This is a genomic window from Streptomyces sp. NPDC041713, assembly GCF_055591085.1.
The window spans coordinates 361,339-380,474 of the sequence record NZ_JBVIZY010000004.1; the positions used below are offsets into that span (position 1 = coordinate 361,339).

1 protein-coding gene and 1 pseudogene are annotated in these 19,136 nt (G+C 74.0%); both read right to left on the minus strand.

All coding sequences use genetic code 11. The features are described from left to right. Positions 1 to 77: 77 nt before the first annotated feature. A complete protein-coding gene (locus tag ACZ6CV_RS14750; RefSeq protein WP_469251164.1) occupies positions 78 to 12,401 on the minus strand; it encodes an SDR family NAD(P)-dependent oxidoreductase in 12,324 nt (4,107 codons plus the stop codon). Positions 12,402 to 12,452: 51 nt separating this feature from the next. Next, positions 12,453 to 19,097, minus strand: a pseudogene (locus ACZ6CV_RS14755) (type I polyketide synthase); the annotation flags it as partial. Positions 19,098 to 19,136: the final 39 nt, after the last annotated feature.

A 19,136-nucleotide genomic window follows, 5' to 3' on the forward strand; every position in this document is an offset into this window, starting at 1 on the left:
AACGTCACTTCTCCATCACTGAAGGTCACAGGGCACAGGGAGCAGGGGACGAAGGCCGGGGGCGGAGCGGGGCCGGGTCAGAGTTCTCGGTCGATGAAGGCGAACATCTCGTCGTCGGAGACGTCGTCGAGCGCATCGAGGTCGACCGCGCCCGCCGCTCCGGTGGCGGGTCCGCCGGCCGCTCCGTTCAGCTTCGACAGGAGGGTGTTGAGGCGCCGGGTCACCCTGCCGCGCGCGGCGTCGTCGAGGGAGAGGGCGGCCAGCGAGGACTCGATCCTGCCGAGTTCGTTCAGGACCGGGTCCGCCGCGTCCTTGAGCGGGGGCGGGGCGCCGTCGGGGGTCAGGCGTTCCAGGAGGTGTTCTACGAGCGTGGCGGACTCCGGGTAGTCGAAGACGAGGGCGGCGGGCAGTTTCAGGCCGGTCGCCGCGGCGAGACGGTTGCGCAGTTCCACGGCGGTCAGGGAGTCGAAGCCGAGCTCCTTGAACGACGTGTCCGGGCGGACCGCTTCGTGGTCGGTGTGGCCGAGGACGCCGGCCACGTTGCTCCTGACGAGGTCCAGCAGCAGCCGGCGCCGTTCGGCGGTAGGGAGCCCGGTGAGCCGGGCGGCGAGACCGTCCGCCGAGGCGGCCGCGCCCGCGGCGGCGGTGCGCCGGGCGCTCCGGCCGCCCCGGTGGTCCGGCACCGCGCCGGCCGCCAGGGTGCGCAGCAGGGCGGGCCGGGAGGCGGCGGGCTGCGCGGCGACGGTGCGCGCGTCGAGGTCCACCGCTATCAGGTGCGGGTGGCCGTGGGCATGGGCGACGTCGAGCAGCGCGAGGCCGCGTTCGGTGGTCAGCGGGGTGAAGCCGGTGCGCTTCATACGGGCCAGGTCGGTGTCGCTCAGGTGCCCGGTCATGCCGCTCGCCGTCCGCCACAGGCCCCAGCCGACGGAGAGTCCGGGCAGCCCCTCCGCGCGGCGGCGCCTGACGAGGGCGTCGCAATAGGCGTTGGCGGCGGCGTAGTTGGCCTGGCCGGGGCTGCCGAGGGTCGCCGCCCCCGAGGAGAAGACCACGAACAGGCCGAGCGGCGCATCGCGGGTCGCCTCGTGCAGATGGTCGGCCGCGGCGGCCTTGGCGGCCCACACGCGCGCGAGGTGTGCGGGGGTCTGTGCGGTGACCACGGCGTCGTCCAGGACGCCCGCGGCGTGGATCACGCCGGTCAGCGGGTGGGCCGGATCCGTCTTGCCCACGAGCTCGGCCACGGCCTCCGGGTCGCCGACGTCGGCCGCGACGACGGTCGCTTCGGCACCCAACTGACCTAGTCGCGTGACGAGTTCGTCGCACCCGGGGGCCTCGGGTCCACGCCGCCCGGCCAGCAGCAGGTGTCGTACGCCCCACTCCGTGACCACGTGCTCGGCCACGGCGGCGGCGAGGACGCCGGTGCCGCCGGTGATGAGCACCGTGCCGTCCGGGTCGAGGACGGGCGGGATCTCCACGACCAGTTTGCCGGTGTGCTTCGCCTGGCTCATGAACCGGAACGCCTCCCGCGCCCGACCAAGGGGCCAGGACGTGACCGGCAGCGGGGACAGGGCGCCGGAGGCGAACAACTCCCCCATTTCCGCGAGCATTTCGCCGATACGTTCGGGTCCGGCGTGCGGAACGAGGTCGAACGCCCGGTACCAGGCGCCCGCGTGGTCGGCCGCGACCTGGTCGGGGTCGCGCTTGTCGGTCTTGCCCATGTCGACCATGCGACCGCCCTCGGCGAGCAGCCGCAGCGAGGCGTCGGTGAACTCGCCCGCGAGGCTGTTGAGCACCACGTCCACGCCGCGCCCGCCGGTGGCCCGGCGGATGGTCTCCTCGAAGGCGAGGTCACGGGAGGACGCGCGGTGGGCGGCGTCGATGCCCATGCCGTCGAGCACGACATGCTTGGCAGGGGATGCGGTGGCGTAGATCTCGGCGCCCAGATGGCGGGCGATCTGTGTGGCGGCCATGCCCACGCCGCCGGTTCCGGCATGGATGAGCAGCGACTCGCCCGCCCGGAGCCGGCCCAGATCCACAAGCCCGTACCAGGCCGTCAGGAACACCACGGGGACCGCGGCGGCCTCCTGGAGACTCCAGCCCTCGGGCACCGGCACGACCATCCGGGCGTCCGCGATCGCCGAGGGGGCGAACGCGCCCTCGAAGAGACCCATCACGCGGTCCCCGACCGACAGATGGGTGACGCCGGGCCCGACCTCCGTCACATGACCGGCGCCCTCGCTCCCCGCGAACGTGCCCTTGTCGGGATACATCCCCAACGCGATGAGCACGTCACGGAAGTTCATGCCCGCGGCCCGTACGGAGATCCGCACCTGCCCCGGCTCCAACGGAGCGAGCGCCTCCGGGGCGTCGATCACCGCGAGATTCTCCAGGGTGGCGGTGCCGGAGGTGCCGAGGCGCCAGGCGGCTGACCCGACGGGTGGGACGAGCTCTTCGCGGGCTCCGGCGGCCACGAGGCGGGGGACGTACACATTGCCCTCGCGTAGGGCGAGTTGGGGTTCGTCGAGGTCGACGGCTGCATGGCGCAGGAGGGCCTGCGGCAGTGTTTCGGTCGGGGTTGCGCTGTCGATGTCCAGCAGGACGAAGCGGCCGGGGTTCTCCGACTGTGCGGTGCGGACCAGGCCCCAGATGGCCGCTGCGGACGGGTCGACGGGGGCGTGGCCGTCCGCGTCCGCGTCTACTTCGACGTTCACGTCTGCGCCTGGGTCTGCGTCTGGGTCTGGGTCTGCGCCTACGTCCATGGCTGCCCGGGTCACCACGAGGAGGCGAGAGTCGGACAGTTCGGGCGCCGCCAGGAACTCCTGCACCAGCGCCAGGGCTCGCTCCACGTCCGGCAGACCGCCGGCACCGGCCGTCGTCTCCACCGGCGCGAGCACGGCCCACGGCACCTCGCCGTCTGCCGGTACGACGTCGGCCGGACCGCCACCCTCCGAGAGCACCGCCCAGTCGATGCCGTCCACGGGCGGCTGCTCGGCGGGCTGAATTGGAAGCGGCGTCCAGTCCACGGTATAGAGCCCGTCGACTCCGGCGTCGGACCCGAATCCGGCTGCTGCGGAAGCCAGTTGCGCCGGGTCGGCCGCGCGCAATGTCAGCGCGTCCACGCTCAGGACGGGTGCGCCGGTGGCGTCGGCGACATCGATCCGCAGTCGCCGCTCGGCGGCCTCTCCCTGCGGGGAGATGCGGACGCGGACGTGGGTCGCTCCCTCCGCGCTGAGGGAGACCCCGCTCCAGGCGAACGGCAGCCACATCCGCCGCGCTTCGGTACCACCTGAGTCCGTGTCGGCGTCCGGCCGCTCCAGGAGCATCAGCGGGTGCAGGGCGGCGTCGAGGAGGGCCGGGTGGATCCCGAACCCGTCCCGGTCACCGGCCGCCGACTCGGGCAACTCCACGTCGGCCAGCAGATCCTGACCGTCCCGCCACAGCGCCCGCAGCCCTTGGAACGCCGGGCCGTACTCGTACCCGGCGTCGGTGGCCCGTCCGTAGAAGTCGTCGACATCCACGGGCTCGGCGCCGGCAGGAGGCCACGGCCCCGTCAACTCGCTTGAGTGGGCGGCACCTTCGGGACTCACGACTCCCTCGGCATGGCACAACCACGGGGCGCCGCCCGCCTGGTCCGGGCGCGAGTACACCCGTACGTCACGTCGCCCCTGCTCGTCCGCCGCACCCACGGTCACCTGGACCTGGAGCCCTCCGGACTCGGGCAGCACCAGCGGCGCCTGCAGCATCAACTCGTCCAAGGTGGCGCACCCCGCCTCGTCGGCGGCCCGCAGCACCCACTCGACCAATGCCGCTCCCGGCACGAGCGTCGTGCCCGCCACCACATGTTCGGCCAGCCACGAAGGGGCCTTGCGAGAGAGCCGTCCGGTCAGCAAATACGAGTCCGACTCGGCGAGTTCCACGCACGCGCCCAGCAACGGGTGACCGGCGGAGGCCATGCCGAGGTCGGCGGCGTCTCCGCTGACCCCGGCGGGCTCCTCAAGCCAGTAGTGCTGGCGCTGGAAGGCGTAGGTGGGGAGGTCGACGGTACGGGGGGTGGGGTCGGCCGGGAACCAGCGCCGCCAGTCGATGTCGGCTCCGGCGGTGAAGGCGTGGGCTGCGGCGCGGGCGAGTTGGGCGGCGTCACCGTGGTCGCGGCGCAGGGTGGGGACGACGGTGGCGGGCACGTCCGCCCGCTCGATGGTCTCCTCCATGCCGAGGTTGAGGACGGGGTGGGGGCTGGCCTCGATGAAGAGCCGGTAGCCGTCGGCGAGGAGGGCTTCGATGGTGTCGGCGAAACGGACCTGCTGGCGGAGATTCGTCACCCAGTACTCGGTGTCCAGGGCAGTGGTGTCCGACAGTCGCTCGGCCGTAACTGTGGAGTAGAAGGCTGTGTCGGTGGGGGTGGGCTGGATGTCGGCCAGACGCTCGGTGAGGAGGCCGTGGAGCTCGTCGATCTGCGGGCCGTGAGAGGCGTAGCCCACGTCGATGACACGCGCCCGCAGTCCTTGCGCCTCGGCCTCCGCCACCACGGCGGCCACATGCGCGGGCGGCCCCGAAATCACCGTAGAAGAAGGCCCGTTGACGGCAGCGACGCACACGCCCGGCCGGTCCCCGATCAGCTCAGCGGCCTGCTCGGCGCCCGTACCCAGGGACGCCATGTCCCCGTGCCCCTGCAACTGCCGCAGGGCGTCACTGCGTACGGCGACGATTCGCGCCGCATCCTCCAACGACAACGCACCCGCCACACAAGCAGCAGCCATCTCACCCTGCGAATGCCCCACCACAGCAGCCGGAACAACACCACAGTCCGCCCACACGGCAGCGAGCGACACCATCACGGCCCACAGCACCGGCTGCACGACCTCGACCCGGGAGAGCTCACTACCGTCCCCGCGAAGCACATCCGTCAACGACCAGTCCACGTAAGCCGAAAGCGCCCGCTCACACTCCCCGATCCGCGCCGCGAACACCGGCGACTCATCAAGCAGTTGAGCCCCCATCCCCACCCACTGCGACCCCTGCCCCGGAAACACCAACACCGGCCCGGCACCGGAAGCGCCCTGGACGGCGCCCGCGACAACATCCGGGGAGGGTTCACCCGCCGCCAAGGACCGCAACCCGGCGAGAAGCGTCTCGCGGTCCTCGCCCACCACCACGGCCCGGTTCTCGAAGACCGAGCGGCTCTTGACCAGCGACCAACCCACATCGAGGGGCGACGCCAGCCGAGCGTCGGCCGTCGCACGCTCCGCCAGGAGCCCGGCCTGGGCCCGCAGCGCCTCCTCACCGCGCGCCGACACCACCCACGGCACCACTCCAGTCGGGGACCCGTCCGTCAGGGCGTCCACAGGCTCCGGCGCATCGGGGGCCTCCTCCAGGATGAGGTGGGCGTTCGTGCCCGAGATACCGAACGACGACACCCCCGCACGCCGCGCCCGCTCCCCCCGCGCCCACGGGACCGGCTCCGTCAGGAGCCGTACGCCGCCGCCGTCCCACTCCACGTGCGGGGACGGCTCGTCGACGTGCAGGGTGGCCGGCAGCAGTTCGTTCCGCAGGGCCATCACCATCTTGATGACGCCCGCCACACCCGCGGCCGCCTGCGTGTGACCGATGTTCGACTTCACCGAACCCAGCCACAACGGACGGTCCTCGGCCCTGCCCTGCCCGTAGGTCGCCAGCAGCGCCTGTGCCTCGATCGGGTCGCCCAGCGTCGTCCCCGTACCGTGCGCCTCCACCACGTCGACGTCGTCGGGGCTTCGGCCGGCGCCGGCCAGGGCGGCGCGGATGACCCGCTCCTGGGAGGGGCCGTTCGGGGCGGTCATGCCGTTGCTCGCGCCGTCCTGGTTCACGGCCGAGCCGCGCAGCAGGGCCAGGACGCGGTGGCCGTTGCGGCGGGCGTCCGAGAGGCGTTCCAGGACGACGAGTCCCGCCCCCTCGCCCCAGCCGGTGCCGTCGGCGGTCGCGGCGAACGGCTTGCAGCGGCCGTCGGGCGCGAGGCCCCGCTGGCGCGAGAACTCCACGAACGTGTTGGGGGTCGCCATCACCGTCGCGCCGCCCGCCAGCGCGAGGTCGCACTCGCCCTGGCGCAGCGCCTGAGAGGCCAAGTGCATCGCGACGAGCGAGGAGGAGCAGGCGGTGTCCACGGTGATGGCGGGGCCTTCGAGGCCGAAGGTGTAGGCGACCCGGCCGGAGGCGACGCTCGGCGTGCTGCCGGTCATGATGCGGCCCTCGAAGCCGTCCGGCTTGCGGGCGAGGAAGCGGGAGCCGTAGTCGTCGTACATGATCCCGGTGATGACGCCGCAGGGTGTGCCGCGCAGGGTGGCCGGGTCGATGCCCGCGTGTTCGAAGGCCTGCCAGGCGGTTTCGAGGAGCAGGCGTTGCTGCGGGTCGGTGGCGGCGGCCTCGCGCGGGCTGATGCCGAAGAAGCCCGCGTCGAACCGGGCCGCGTCGTAGAGGAAGCCGCCCTCGCGGGTGTAGCTGTGGCCGACCTGGTCGGGGTCGGGGTCGAACAGCGTCGCCGTGTCCCAGCCGCGGTCCTCGGGGAACGGGCCGATGGCGTCGGTCCCGTCGGCCACCAGCCGCCACAGCTCCTCGGGCGAGCCGACGCCGCCGGGGTAACGGCAGGCCATGCCGACGATGGCGATGGGGTCGTCGTCGGTGGCGGCGCGCGTTCGCGGCGCGGTGTCCGCCGCTGGGGCGGACCGGCCGGTGTCGGGCAGGAGGGCGCGCAGGTGGCGGGCGAGGGCGCCGGGGCTGGGGTGGTCGAAGACGAGGGTGGCCGGGAGGCGGATGCCGGTGGCCGTGGAGAGGCGGTTGCGCAGTTCGAGCGCGGTGAGCGAGTCGAACCCCAACTCCTGGAAGGCCCGGCCCAGTTCGATGGAGTCGGGTGAGGGGTGGGCCAGGACGGTGGCGATCTGTTCGCGGATGAGGTCGTTCAGGGCGCGGTCCCGGTCGGCGGCGGAGAGCCGGGTCAGGCGGGCGCCCCACGAGGTCGACGAGCCGGGATCCGCTCCGACGCCGGTCGCACCGGCCCCCGTGGCCCCGGTGGCCTTCGTGGAGAGCGTGGCGCGGGGCGCGGGCACCAGGCCGCGCAGCGCGGGTTGCAGCGTGCCGGCGGCGGCCTGTCCGCGCAGGACGGCGCGATCGAATCGGGTGGCGAGCACCGTGGCGTGCGGGGCGGTGAGGGCCGCGTCGAAGAGGGCGAGAGCCCGGGTGTCGTCCAGGCCGGCCACGCCGGTGCGCTGGATGCGGGCGCGGTCGGCGTCGGCGAGCCGGGCGGCCATGCCGCCGGCTGCGGACTCCCACAGGCCCCAGGCCACGGAGGTGCCGGGCAGGCCGTGGGCGCGGCGGTGCTCGGCGAGGGCGTTGAGGAAGGCGTTGGCGGCCGCGTAGTTGGCCTGGCCGCCGTTGCCGAGCACGGAGGCGCCGGAGGAGAAGAGGACGAACGCCGACAGGTCCAGGTCGCGGGTGAGTTCGTGCAGGTGCCAGGCCGCGTCGGCCTTCGGGGCGAGGACGGTGTCGAGCCGTGCGGAGGTCATCCCCGCGATGAGGCTGTCGTCGATGACGCCCGCCGTGTGGACGACGGCGGTGAGCGGGTGCGCGGCGGGGATGCCGGCCAGGAGGCCGGTCAGCGCGTCGGGGTCGGTGACGTCGCAGGCGGCTGCGCGTACGTCGACGCCGTCGGCGGCGAGGTCGGCGCACAGCTCCGCGATGCCTTCGGCGGCCTCGCCCCGGCGACCGGCGAGGAGCAGGTGGCGGGCGCCGTGCGCGGTGGCCAGGTGGCGGGCGACGGCCCGACCGAGGCCGCCGGTTCCGCCGGTGATCAGGACGGTGCCGTCGGGGTCGATGCGGTTGAGGGGCGTCCCGTTGGAGGCGATTCCGTTGGGGGCGATTCCGTTGGGGGCGGTCTCGTTGGGGGCGGCCCCGGGTCCGGTGGCGTCCGTGTGGTGCGGCGTGACGGTGAGCCGCGGTACGAGCGAGGTGCCCGCGCGCAGGGCGAGTTCGTACTCGGCGTGAGTGGTCGCCGCGGTCAGGGCGGCGGGCAGGACGTGGCGGGAGGCCGCGTCCTGGTCGATGTCCACGAGCAGGACGCGGTCGGGCTGTTCGGCCTGGGCGGCGCGGACCAGGCCCCAGAGAGGGGCGGTGGTCAGCTCGGCGGGCCCGTCCTCGGTACGGGTGGCGACCGCTCCGCTGGTGACGATCACGAGCCGGGCGGCGGCGAGGGAGTCCGCCGCGAACCAGTCGCGCAGCAGCTGCAGGACCTGCTGGGCGTGCGCTCGTACGCGTGCCGGGATGCGGTCCGCGCTCGATGCGACGCCCGAGTCCGGTACGGGGAAGGGGAAGGGGACGAGAACGAGGTCCGGTACGGGCTCGCCCCCGGCGACCGCGGCGGTCAGGGCGGCCAGGTCCGGGTGGTGGGTGGCCGGGCCGAGCCCGGCGTCGTCGGCACCGATCACGACCCGGGTGCCGGTGGCCGACGCGGTGTCGGGCAGCGGCAGTTGACGCCACTCCAGGTGGTGGAGGGGGGTGGTGGCGGGACGGGTGGAGCGCCAGCGGTCGGCGGTGATCAGCCGCAGACGCAGCGTGTCCACGGTGGCGACCGGGGCACCCTCGGGGTCGGTGAGGGTCAGGCGCAGCTGGTCGTCGCCGCGCGGGCTGAGGTGGGCCCGCAGCCGGGTCGCTCCGGTGGCGTGGTGGCGTATGTCGCTGAAGGAGAACGGCAACCGTACTGGGGCCTCCGCGTCGTCCCCGTCGTCCTCGCCGCCCCGGTAGAGCTCGTCGACGGCGTGCAGGGCGGCATCGAGCAGCGCGGGGTGCAGGGCGAACGCCTCGGCGTCGGCGCGCTGTTCGTCGGCGAGGACGACGTCCGCGTACAGGTCGTCGCCGTGCCGCCAGGCGGCGTGGACGGCGCGGAAGGCGGGCCCGTAACGGTAGCCCTGCGCATCGAGCCGGTCGTACAGCGCGTCGACGTCGAGCAGGGTGGCGTGGGCGGGCGGCCAGGCCGTCGTCTCCACGGAGTCCGTCCCGGAGGCCGCCCCGGGGGTCGGTTCGATCGCCGGCTCGGTGGCCGCTCCCGGGGCGAGGATGCCCGTGGCGTGGCGGCGCCACCCGTAAGCTCCCGCGTCGTCGCCGTCCGGCCCTAGGTCGGCGTCTTCGTCGACGGGACGCGTGTGGACGGTGAGCGTTCGGCGTCCCGCCTCGTCCGGTGCGGCGAGGGCGAGTTGAACGTGTACGGCGCCGTCGCCGGCCCCGGACCCGCCACCGGGCCCCGCGCCGGAGCCCGCCTCGTCGAGCAGCAGCGGGCTCTCCAGGGTGAGGTCCTCGACCGTGTCGCAGTCGGCGTGCCGCCCCGCGAGCAGGGCGAGTTCGACGAAGGCGGTGGCGGGCAGCGGGACGCCGCCGGCGATGGCGTGGTCGGCGAGCCACGGATGCGTACGCAGGGAAAGCCGCCCGGCGAGCAGAAGGCCGCCGTCGGCCTGCCGGATGGCGGCGGGCAGGAGCGGGTGGCCGGTGTCGTGGACGTCGGCGGCGCGGGCCGGGGCAGCGGTGTCGGGGGCGGCGCGCCAGTACCTCCGGCGCTGGAACCGGTAGGTGGGAAGCGGCAGTTGACGCGTTTCAGCCGGGAACAGGGCCGTGAAGTCGGCGGGGTGACCGTCGGTGTGCAGCGCGGCGACGGCGCTCAGGAGCGTACGGGTCTCGTCGTGCCCGGCGCGCAGCACGGTGGTGACGGCCGGCGCCGCCTCCTCGCCTTCGGCGCCGCCCGCCGCGCCCGGCAGACAGTCCTGGACCATGGTGGCGAGAACGGGGTCGGGTCCCAACTCCAGGTAACGCACCACACCTTGACCGCCGAGGGTACGCAGACCGTCGTAAAAACGCACGGGCCTGCGGACGTGCCGGACCCAGTACTCGGGGTCGGTCAGAAGCTCCGGTGCAGCCGGCTCGCCGGTGAGGTTGGAGACGACGGGCAGTGTCGGCGGGTGGAACGTCACGGTGCGGACCACGGCCCGGAAGTCGTCCAGCATCGGCTCGATGAGCGGCGAGTGGAAGGCGTGGCTGACCTTCAGGCGCTTGGTCTTGAGCCCGCGTCCGCGCAGGGTCCGCTCGACGTCGGCGACCGCGGCGGCCTCCCCGGAGATGACGACGGCGGTGGGGCCGTTGACGGCCGCGAGCGACAGACGCGCCTCCTCCCCCGCGATCAGCGGCAGCACGTCCTCCTCAGCGGCCTGGACGGCGAGCATGGCCCCGCCGGAGGGCAGCGCCTGCATGAGCCGCCCGCGGGCGGCCACCAGCTTGCAGGCGTCCGGCAGCGTGAAGACCCCGGCCACGTGCGCGGCGGCGATCTCGCCGACGGAGTGCCCCGTGAGGTGGGTGGGCGTGATCCCGAAGGCGGTGGCCTGGCGGTACAGGGCGACTTCGAGGGCGAACAGGGCGGCCTGGGTCATACCGGTCTCGTGCAGCGCGGCCGCCTCCGCACCGCCCTCGGGCGCGAACATGACGGGTTGCAGCGGCTGTTCGAGCAGCGGGTCAAGGTGCGCGCAGATCTCGTCGAGCGCTTGGGCGAAGACCTCGGACTCCGCGTACGACTGGGCACCCATTCCCGGCCGTTGACTGCCCTGTCCGGTGAAGAGGAAGGCGGTGCCACCGGGCCTGGCAGGGCCCGCCGCGCGGGTCAGGGCGGGGTGGGAACGGTCCGCCGCGAGCGCGGTCAGCGCGGCGGCGCGCTCGGCGCTGTCGGCGCCGAGGACCACCGCACGGTGCTCGAACAGGGTGCGGCGCAGCAGTGTCGCGCCGACGTCGGCCGTGGCGCTGTCGGGGTGGGCCGCGAGGTGCCCGGCGAGGGCGTCGGCCTGGGCACGCAGCGCGGCGGGGGTGCGAGCGGACAGGACCCAGGGCACGAGCGACCGTTCGTCGACGGCGCTCGTGGCAGCAGCCTGTACGGAGCCGGCGGCCGACGCGGCACCGACCCGAACGACGGGCCGCTGCTCCCCCTCACCTCCACCCACGCCCTCTGCCGCCCCCGCACCATCGCCGGGGGGCGGCTCCTCCAGGATGAGATGCGCGTTGGTCCCGGAGATCCCGAACGACGAGACGCCCGCACGGCGCACCCGGTCCTGCCGGGGCCACTCCACCGGCCGGGCGAGCAGCCGTACCGCGCCCGACTCCCAGTCGGCGTGCGGGGTGGGCTCGTCGGCGTACAGCGTGGCGGGCAGCGTCCCGTGCCGCAGCGCCTGGACCATTTTGATCAGTCCGGCGGCGCCCGCAGCGCCCTGCGTGTGGCCGATGTTGGACTTCACCGAACCGAGCCACAACGGGCGGCCCTCGTGCCGCTCCTGCCCGTAGGTGGCGAGCAGGGCGTCGGCCTCGATGGGGTCGCCGAGCCGCGTCCCGGTGCCGTGCGCCTCGACCGCGTCCACCTCCGCGGGCGAGAGCCGTGCCGCGGCGAGGGCCGCGCGGATCACGCGCTGCTGGGCGGGGCCGTTGGGGGCGGTCAGGCCGTTGCTCGCGCCGTCCTGGTTGACGGCGGAGCCGCGGATGACGGCGAGGACGCGGTGTCCGGCCCTGCGCGCGTCGGAGAGGCGTTCCAGTACGAGGAGTCCGGCGCCCTCGGAGAAGGCGGTGCCGTCGGCGGCGGCCGCGAAGGGCTTGCAGCGGCCGTCGGCGGCCAGGCCGCGCTGGCGCGAGAACTCGGTGAACACGTACGGGTTGGTCATCACCGTGACCCCGCCGGCGAGCGCCAGGTCGCACTCCCGCTGCCGCAGCGCGTGAGCCGCGAGGTGCACGGCGACCAGCGACGACGAGCAGGCCGTGTCGATCGTCACCGCCGGGCCCTCGAGTCCGAAGGTGTAGGCGAGCCGACCCGAGAGGACGCTGGGCGCGCTGCCGGTGACGAGGTGCCCCTCGGCGGCCGGGTCGATGTGCGGGGTGCCGAAGCCGGGCAGCGCGGCGCCCGCGTACACGCCGGTGCGGCTGCCCTGCAGGGAGTGCGGGTCGATGCCCGCGCGTTCCAGCGCCTCCCAGGCGCACTCCAGGAGAAGCCGCTGCTGCGGGTCGAGGGCCGCGGCCTCGCGCGGGCTGATGCCGAAGAACTCGGGGTCGAACAGGTCGGCGTCGTGAAGGAAGCCGCCCTCGCGTGCGTAGGTCGTGCCCGGGTGGTCGGGGTCGGGGTGGAAGAGCCGGTCCAGGTCCCAGCCGCGGTTGTCGGGGAAGGGGCCCAGGGCGTGGCCGCCGCCGGCGACCAGGTCCCACAGGTCTTCGGGGGTGCGGACGCCGCCGGGGTAGCGGCAGGCCGTCTCGACCACGGCCACCGGTTCCTGGCCGCGCTCCTCGGCCTCGCGCAGCCGTTGCCGGGTGGCGTGCAGGTCCGCGGAGACACGCTTGAGGTAGTCGACCAGTTTCTCTTCGCTCACCATGTGCGCTCTAGCTCCCCGCCCGTGGTCGTGGGTGTCCGGCCGGCACGCGGCTCACACCCCGAGTTCGTTGTCGATGAAGTCCAGTACCTGTTCGGCGGTGGCCGTCTCCAGCTGGTCCGCCGCGTCGTCGCCGTCCGGGGCGGTGGCGTCGCCGGCCGTGGTGAAGCGGGCGAGCAGCGCCTCCAGGCGGGCCGCGACGGCCGCCTGGTCCAGCCCCTGTGCGAGGGCGGCGGACAGCGTGTGCTCGACCCTCGCGACCTCCCGCAGGGCCTCGGCCGTCGCGTCGCCGGCCGGGGCCGGTGCCCCGTCGGGAGCGAGCCGTTCGGCCAGGTGGGCGGCGAGCGCACGGGCCTGCGGGTAGTCGAAGACCAGGGCCGCGGGCAGCTTCAGGCCGGTCGCGGCGGCGAGCCGGTTGCGCAGTTCGACGGCGGTCAGCGAGTCGAGGCCGAGCTCCTTGAACGGCGTGTCCACCTGCACCGCGTCCGGGTCGGCGTGCCCGAGCACCCCGGCCGCGTGGGTCCGCACCACCCCGGTGAGGAGTTCGACGCGTTCGTCCGCGGTGAGGGCGGCGAGCCTGGCCGGCCAGTCGTGCGCCCCGTCGGCCGCCGCCGCGGTCGGCCGGGCGGCGGTGGGCGCGCCCTCGGCCGCCAGGGCGCGGAGTACGGCGGGGGCCGCGGTGTCGGAGGCGGCCGGGATACGGGCGTCCAGGTCCAGGGCGAGGAGGTCGGGGCGGCCGTGGGTGCGGGCCGCGGTCAGCAGGGCGCAGCCGCGGGCGGCGCTGGTCGGCTTGATGCCGTACCGGTCGATGCGCGCCCGGTCGGCGGCCGACAGCGTCCCGGTCAGGCCGCTGGTGGCCTCCCACAGCCCCCATGCCACGGACAGACCGGCGTGGCCGCGCGCCCGGCGCCGGGCGGCGAGTGCGTCGCAATAGGCGTTGGCTGCCGCGTAGTTGGCCTGGCCCGGGGTGCCGAGGGTGGAGGCGAAGGACGAGAACATCACGAACAGGCCGAGCCGCGTCTCCCGTGTCGCCTCGTCCAGGTGGCGCGCGGCGGCGGCCTTGGCCGCCCACACCCGGGCGAGACTCTCCGGGCTCTGCGCGCCGATCAGGGCGTTGTCCAGGACGCCGGCCGCGTGCACGACGCCGGTCAGCGGATGCGCCGGGTCGATCCCCGCGATCAGCTCGGCGACCGCACCGGGTTCGCTGACGTCGGCCGCCGCGAAGGTGACCTGCGCACCCAACTCGGCCAGCCGCGCGGCGAGTTCGTCCGCCCCCTCGGCGGCGCTTCCGCGACGGCTGACGAGAAGCAGGTGCGAGCATGCGCCGGTGCGGGCCAGATGCTCGGCCACGGCGGCGCCGATGGTGCCGGTGCCGCCGGTGACGAGGACGGTGCCCTCCGGGTCGAGCGGCGCGGGCACGTCGAGCACCAGCTTGCCGGTGTGCTTCGCCTGGCTCATGTACCGGAACGCCTCGCGGGCCCGCCCCAGCGGCCGTGCGGTGACGGGCAGCGGGGCCAGCGCCCCGTCCGCGAAGAGCCCGCCGAGCCGGTCGAGCAGCTGCCCGAGCCGTTCGGGCCCGGCGTCGGCGACGAGGTCGAAGGCCTGGTACGACACTCCGGGGTGCGCCTGTACGACGGCCTCGGGCGCGCGGAGATCGCTCTTGCCCATCTCCACGAACCGCCCACCGTCGCCGAGCAGCCGCAGCGAGGCGTCGCTGAACTCACCCGCGAGGCTGTTGAGTACGACGTCCACGCCGCGCCCACCTGTGGCCCGGCGGATGGCCTCCTCGAAGTCGAGGTCACGGGACGAAGCACGGTGGGCGGCATCGACACCCATGGCGTCGAGCACGGCGTGCTTGGCGGGACTCGCGGTCGTGAAGACCTCCGCGCCCAGGTGCCGGGCGATCCGCACGGCCGCCATCCCGACACCGCCGGTACCGGCATGGATCAGCACCCGCTCCCCCGCCCTCAGGCCGGCCAGCTCCACCAACCCGTACCAAGCCGTGAGGTATGCGGCGGGCGCGGCGGCGGCCTGACGCATGTCCCAGGCCGCCGGGACGGGAGCCAGCATCCGTGCGTCGGCGACGGCCCAGGGTCCGAAGGCACCGTCGAGCATGCCCATAACGCGGTCGCCCACGGACAACCGGGTGACGCCCGGCCCGACCGCGGTCACCACACCGGCGGCCTCGGTGCCCGGCACCGCGTCGGGCTCCGGATACATGCCCAACGCGATCAGCACGTCACGGAAGTTGACTCCGGCGGCGTGGACGGCGACGCGGACCTGCCCCTGCTCCAGCGGGCGCAACACCTCGTCGCACGGCTGCGCGGTGACCGCGTCCAGCGTCCCGGACTCCCCGCCGACCAGCCGCCAGGCCCGAGCCCCGGACGGCGCGGCCAGCTCGACGGGCGCCTCGGCGCGCGCCCACCGGGGGATGAGCACCTGCCTTTCCCGCACAGCAATTTGGGACTCCTGAGCGTCCACGGCGGCCCGCACGGCGTCCACCACGTCGATACGGGACGACGCCTCACCGAGCGGCCCATCGAGGTCGACAAGCACGAAACGGTCGGGGTGCTCCGATTGCGCGCTGCGCACCAGGCCCCAGACGGCGGCGCCGGCCGGGTCCGGCGCCCGCACGACCCCGGAGTCCTCGGCGGAGCCGCTCGCGTCCACCGCTCCCCGGGTCACGAACACCAGCTGGGCCTGGTCCAGGCTCGGCGCGTCGAGGAAGGCCTGGATGACGGACAACACGCGTTCTGTGAGGGCGAGTTCACCGGATTCGGCGTCGGTGGTGTTGATGGGGGCGAGCACCAGGGAGGGTGTGGGGTCGGCGGCGTCGACGAGCGCGGCCACGTCCCGGAACCGGTCCGGGCGACGCTGGGCCGGGTCCGAGTCGTCCTCCCCGAGGGGCCGGTCGAGCGCCCCGAGCACGACGTGGTCGGAGGCGCCGGGTGTGCTGCCGCTGCCGTCGGCCGGTACGGGCAGCGGCGACCACCGCAGTTCGTAGAGCCCGTCCGTGCCCGGTGTCACGGCGGCCCGCACGGCCTCGGCTCCGGTCGACCGGAGCCGCAGCTCCGCGACGTCCACCACGGGGCCGCCGGCGGGGTCGGTCACCGTCAGGGACACCGTCTCCTCGTCACCACCGCCGAGTCCCGTCAGCCGGACCCGGACGGTGGTGGCCTCCGTGGCCCACAGGGAGACGCCGCTCCACGTGAAGGGCAGGAGTACGTCGTTGCCCGCCGAAGCCGCTCCCGCCTCTGCGTCTGGGGCACCGTCCGTGTCCGCGTCAGCGCTCCGCTGCGCGAGCAAGGGGTGCAGGGCCGCGTCCAGCAGCGCCGGGTGCACCCCGAACCCGGCGGCCGAGCATGCCGCCTCCGGCAACTCCACCTCGGCGAGGAGCTCTTGGCCGTGCCGCCAGAGCGCCCGCAGCCCGCGGAAGGCGGGCCCGTACGCGTATCCGGCGGCGGCGACGCCCTCGTAGAAGTCGCTCACGTCCATCGGCTCGGCACCCGCGGGCGGCCACTGACCGACCTTCCGGGCCGGCCGGGACACCGCGTCGCGCCCGAGCTCACCGACGGCGTGACACACCCACGCGCCACCGGCGTCCGCCCCGGACGCGTCCCGTTCGGGGCGCGAGTACACGCGTACGTCACGTCGCCCCTGCTCGTCCGCCGCGCCCACGGCCACCTGGACCTGGACACCCCCGGACTCCGGCAGCACCAGCGGCGCCTGCAGCGTCAGCTCCTCCAGCGTGGCGCAGCCCGCCTCGTCGGCGGCCCGCAGCACCCACTCGACCAGCGCGGCACCCGGCACGAGCGCCGCCCCGGCCACCACGTGCCCACCGAGCCACCCACCACGCCCGACGGAGACGCGGCCGTCGAGCACCACTCCCCCGTCGGCGAGCGCCACCACGCCGGTCAACTGCGGGTGCCCGGAGCCGACTTGGCTCGCCCCTGCCGCGCGTGTCACGGAGTCGGCCAGCCAGTAGCGCCGACGCTGGAAGGCGTAGGTGGGGAGGTCGACGGTACGGGGGGTGGGGTCGGCCGAGAACCAGCGCCGCCAGTCGACCTCCGCGCCGGCGGTGAAGGCGAGCGCGGCGGCACGAGCCAGCTGGGTGGAGTCGCCGTGGTGACGGCGGAGGGTGGGAACGACGGTGGCGGGCACGTCCGCCCGCTCGATGGTCTCCTCCATGCCGAGGCCCAGCACCGGGTGGGCACTGGCCTCGATGAAGAGGCGGTAACCGTCGGCGAGGAGGGCTTCGATCGTGTCGGCGAAACGGACGGGTTGGCGGAGATTGGTGACCCAGTACTCGGTGTCCAGGGCCGTGGTGTCGGCCAGCCGCTCGGCCGTCACCGTGGAGTAGAACGCCACGTCGGTGCGGGTCGGCTGGATGTCGGCCAAGCGCTCGGTGAGCAGGTCGTGGAGCTCGTCGATCTGCGGGCCATGGGAGGCGTAACCCACGTCAATGACACGGGCTCGTAGCCCTTGGGATTCCGCCTCGGCGACTACGGCGGCCACATGCTCCGGCGGCCCCGAAATCACCGTAGAGGAAGGCCCGTTGACGGCGGCAACACACACGTCGGGCCGGTCGCCGATCAGCTCGGCAGCCTGCTCCGGACCCGTACCGAGGGATGCCATGTCCCCGCGCCCCTGCAACTGCCGCAACGCGTCACTGCGTACGGCAACGATCCGCGCCGCATCCTCCAACGACAACGCACCCGCCACACACGCGGCAGCCATCTCACCCTGCGAGTGTCCGACGACCGCGGCCGGGACGACCCCACAGTCCGCCCACACGGCAGCGAGCGACACCATCACCGCCCACAGCACCGGCTGCACGACCTCAACCCGGGACAGTTCACTCCCGTCCCCGCGAAGCACATCCGTCAACGACCAGTCCACGTAAGCCGAAAGCGCCCGCTCACACTCACCGATCCGCTCCGCGAACACCGGCGATTCATCGAGCAGTTGGGCACCCATGCCCACCCACTGCGATCCCTGCCCCGGGAACACCAGCACCGGACCGGGACCCACATCCCCGGCCACCCCGGACACCACATCCGCCGACGCCTCGCCCGACGCCAACGCACCCAGCCCTGCCGTCAAAGCCTCCCGGTCACGCCCCACCACCACAGCCCGGTGCTCCAGCACCGACCTCGTCGTGGCCAGCGACCAGCCGACCTCCACCGGCAGCGCGGCCGGATCGCCCGCGACGAAATCGCCGAGCCTCCGGGCCTGTGCGCGCAGAGCGTCCTCAGTCCGCCCGGAGACCACCCACGGCACCACCCCGCCCACCGGAGCGTGCTCGGGCAGCCGCCTTTCGGGGACACCCCCACCCTCCGGCTCGGCCGGCGCCTGCTCGGGCGCCTGCTCCAGGATGAGGTGCGCGTTCGTGCCGGAGATGCCGAACGCGGAGACTCCGGCGCGCCGGGGGCGGCCCGTCTCCGGCCACGGGGTGGGCTCGGTGACGACCTCGACCGCTCCCGCGTCCCAGTCGACGTGCGGGCTGAGTTCCTCGACGTGGAGCGTGGCGGGCACCAGGCCGTTGCGGAGGGCCATCACCGTCTTGATGACGCCCGCGACGCCGGCGGTGGCGTGGGTGTGGCCGATGTTGGACTTGAGGGAGCCGAGCAGCAGGGGGCGTGCGCGGTGCTGCCCGTAGGTGGCGAGGAGCGCCCCGGCCTCGATGGGGTCGCCCAGTTTGGTGCCGGTGCCGTGCGCCTCGACGGCGTCGACCTCGGCGGGGGTGAGCCGGGCGCTGTCGAGGGCGGCGCGGATCACCTGTTCCTGCGCGGCGTCGTTGGGGGCGGTCAGGCCGTTGCTCGCGCCGTCCTGGTTGACGGCCGAACCGCGGATGACGGCCAGGACGTCGTGTCCGTTGCGGCGGGCGTCGGAGAGCCGTTCCAGGAGGATCAGGCCGATGCCTTCGGAGAAGCCGGTGCCGTCGGCCGCCGCCGCGAACGGCTTGCAACGGCCGTCGGGCGCCAGGCCCCGCTGACGGCAGAACTCGGTGAACATCAGCGGGCTCGACAGGACGAGCACGCCGCCCGCGAGGGCCAGGTCGCACTCGCGCTGGCGCAGCGCCTGCGCCGCCAGGTGGATGGCGACGAGGGAGGCCGAGCAGGCCGTGTCGACGGTGACGGCCGGGCCTTCCAGACCGTAGGTGTAGGCGACGCGCCCCGAGATGACGCTGGTGAGGCTGCCGGTGGTGGCGTGCCCCTCGAACCCTTCGGGGATACGGGGGAGTTGGGACATGTAGTCCTCGCTGGACACCCCGGCGTAGACGCCGGTCCGACTGCCCTTGAGTGAGACCGGGTCGATACCGGCACGCTCGAACAGCTCCCAGGACGTCTCCAGCATCAGCCTCTGCTGCGGGTCCATCGCCAGCGCCTCGCGCGGGCTGATGCCGAAGAAGTCGGCGTCGAAGGAGGCCGCGTCGTCCACGAACCCGCCGTGCCGCACATAGCTGGTGCCGTAGTGGGCCGGGTCCGGGTGGTACAGCGCGTCCAGGTCCCAGCCGCGGTCGGTGGGAAAGTCCTCGATGGCGTCCTTGCCTGCGGCCACCAGGTCCCACAGGTCCTCCGGGGACGCCACGCCGCCGGGGAACCGGCAGGCCATGCCGACCAGGGCCACCGGCTCCTGCCTGCGGTCCTCCTCCTGCACGAGGCGACGACGCGTGTCGTGGAGCTCGGTGGTCACCCTGCGCAGATACTCGACCAGTTGCTCTTCACTCGCCATGTC

What these genes read in the sequence shown, in the direction of transcription:
- ACZ6CV_RS14750 (WP_469251164.1), bottom strand. Translation starts at nt 12,401, where the DNA reads ATGGTGAGCGAAGAGAAACTGGTCGACTACCTCAAGCGTGTCTCCGCG.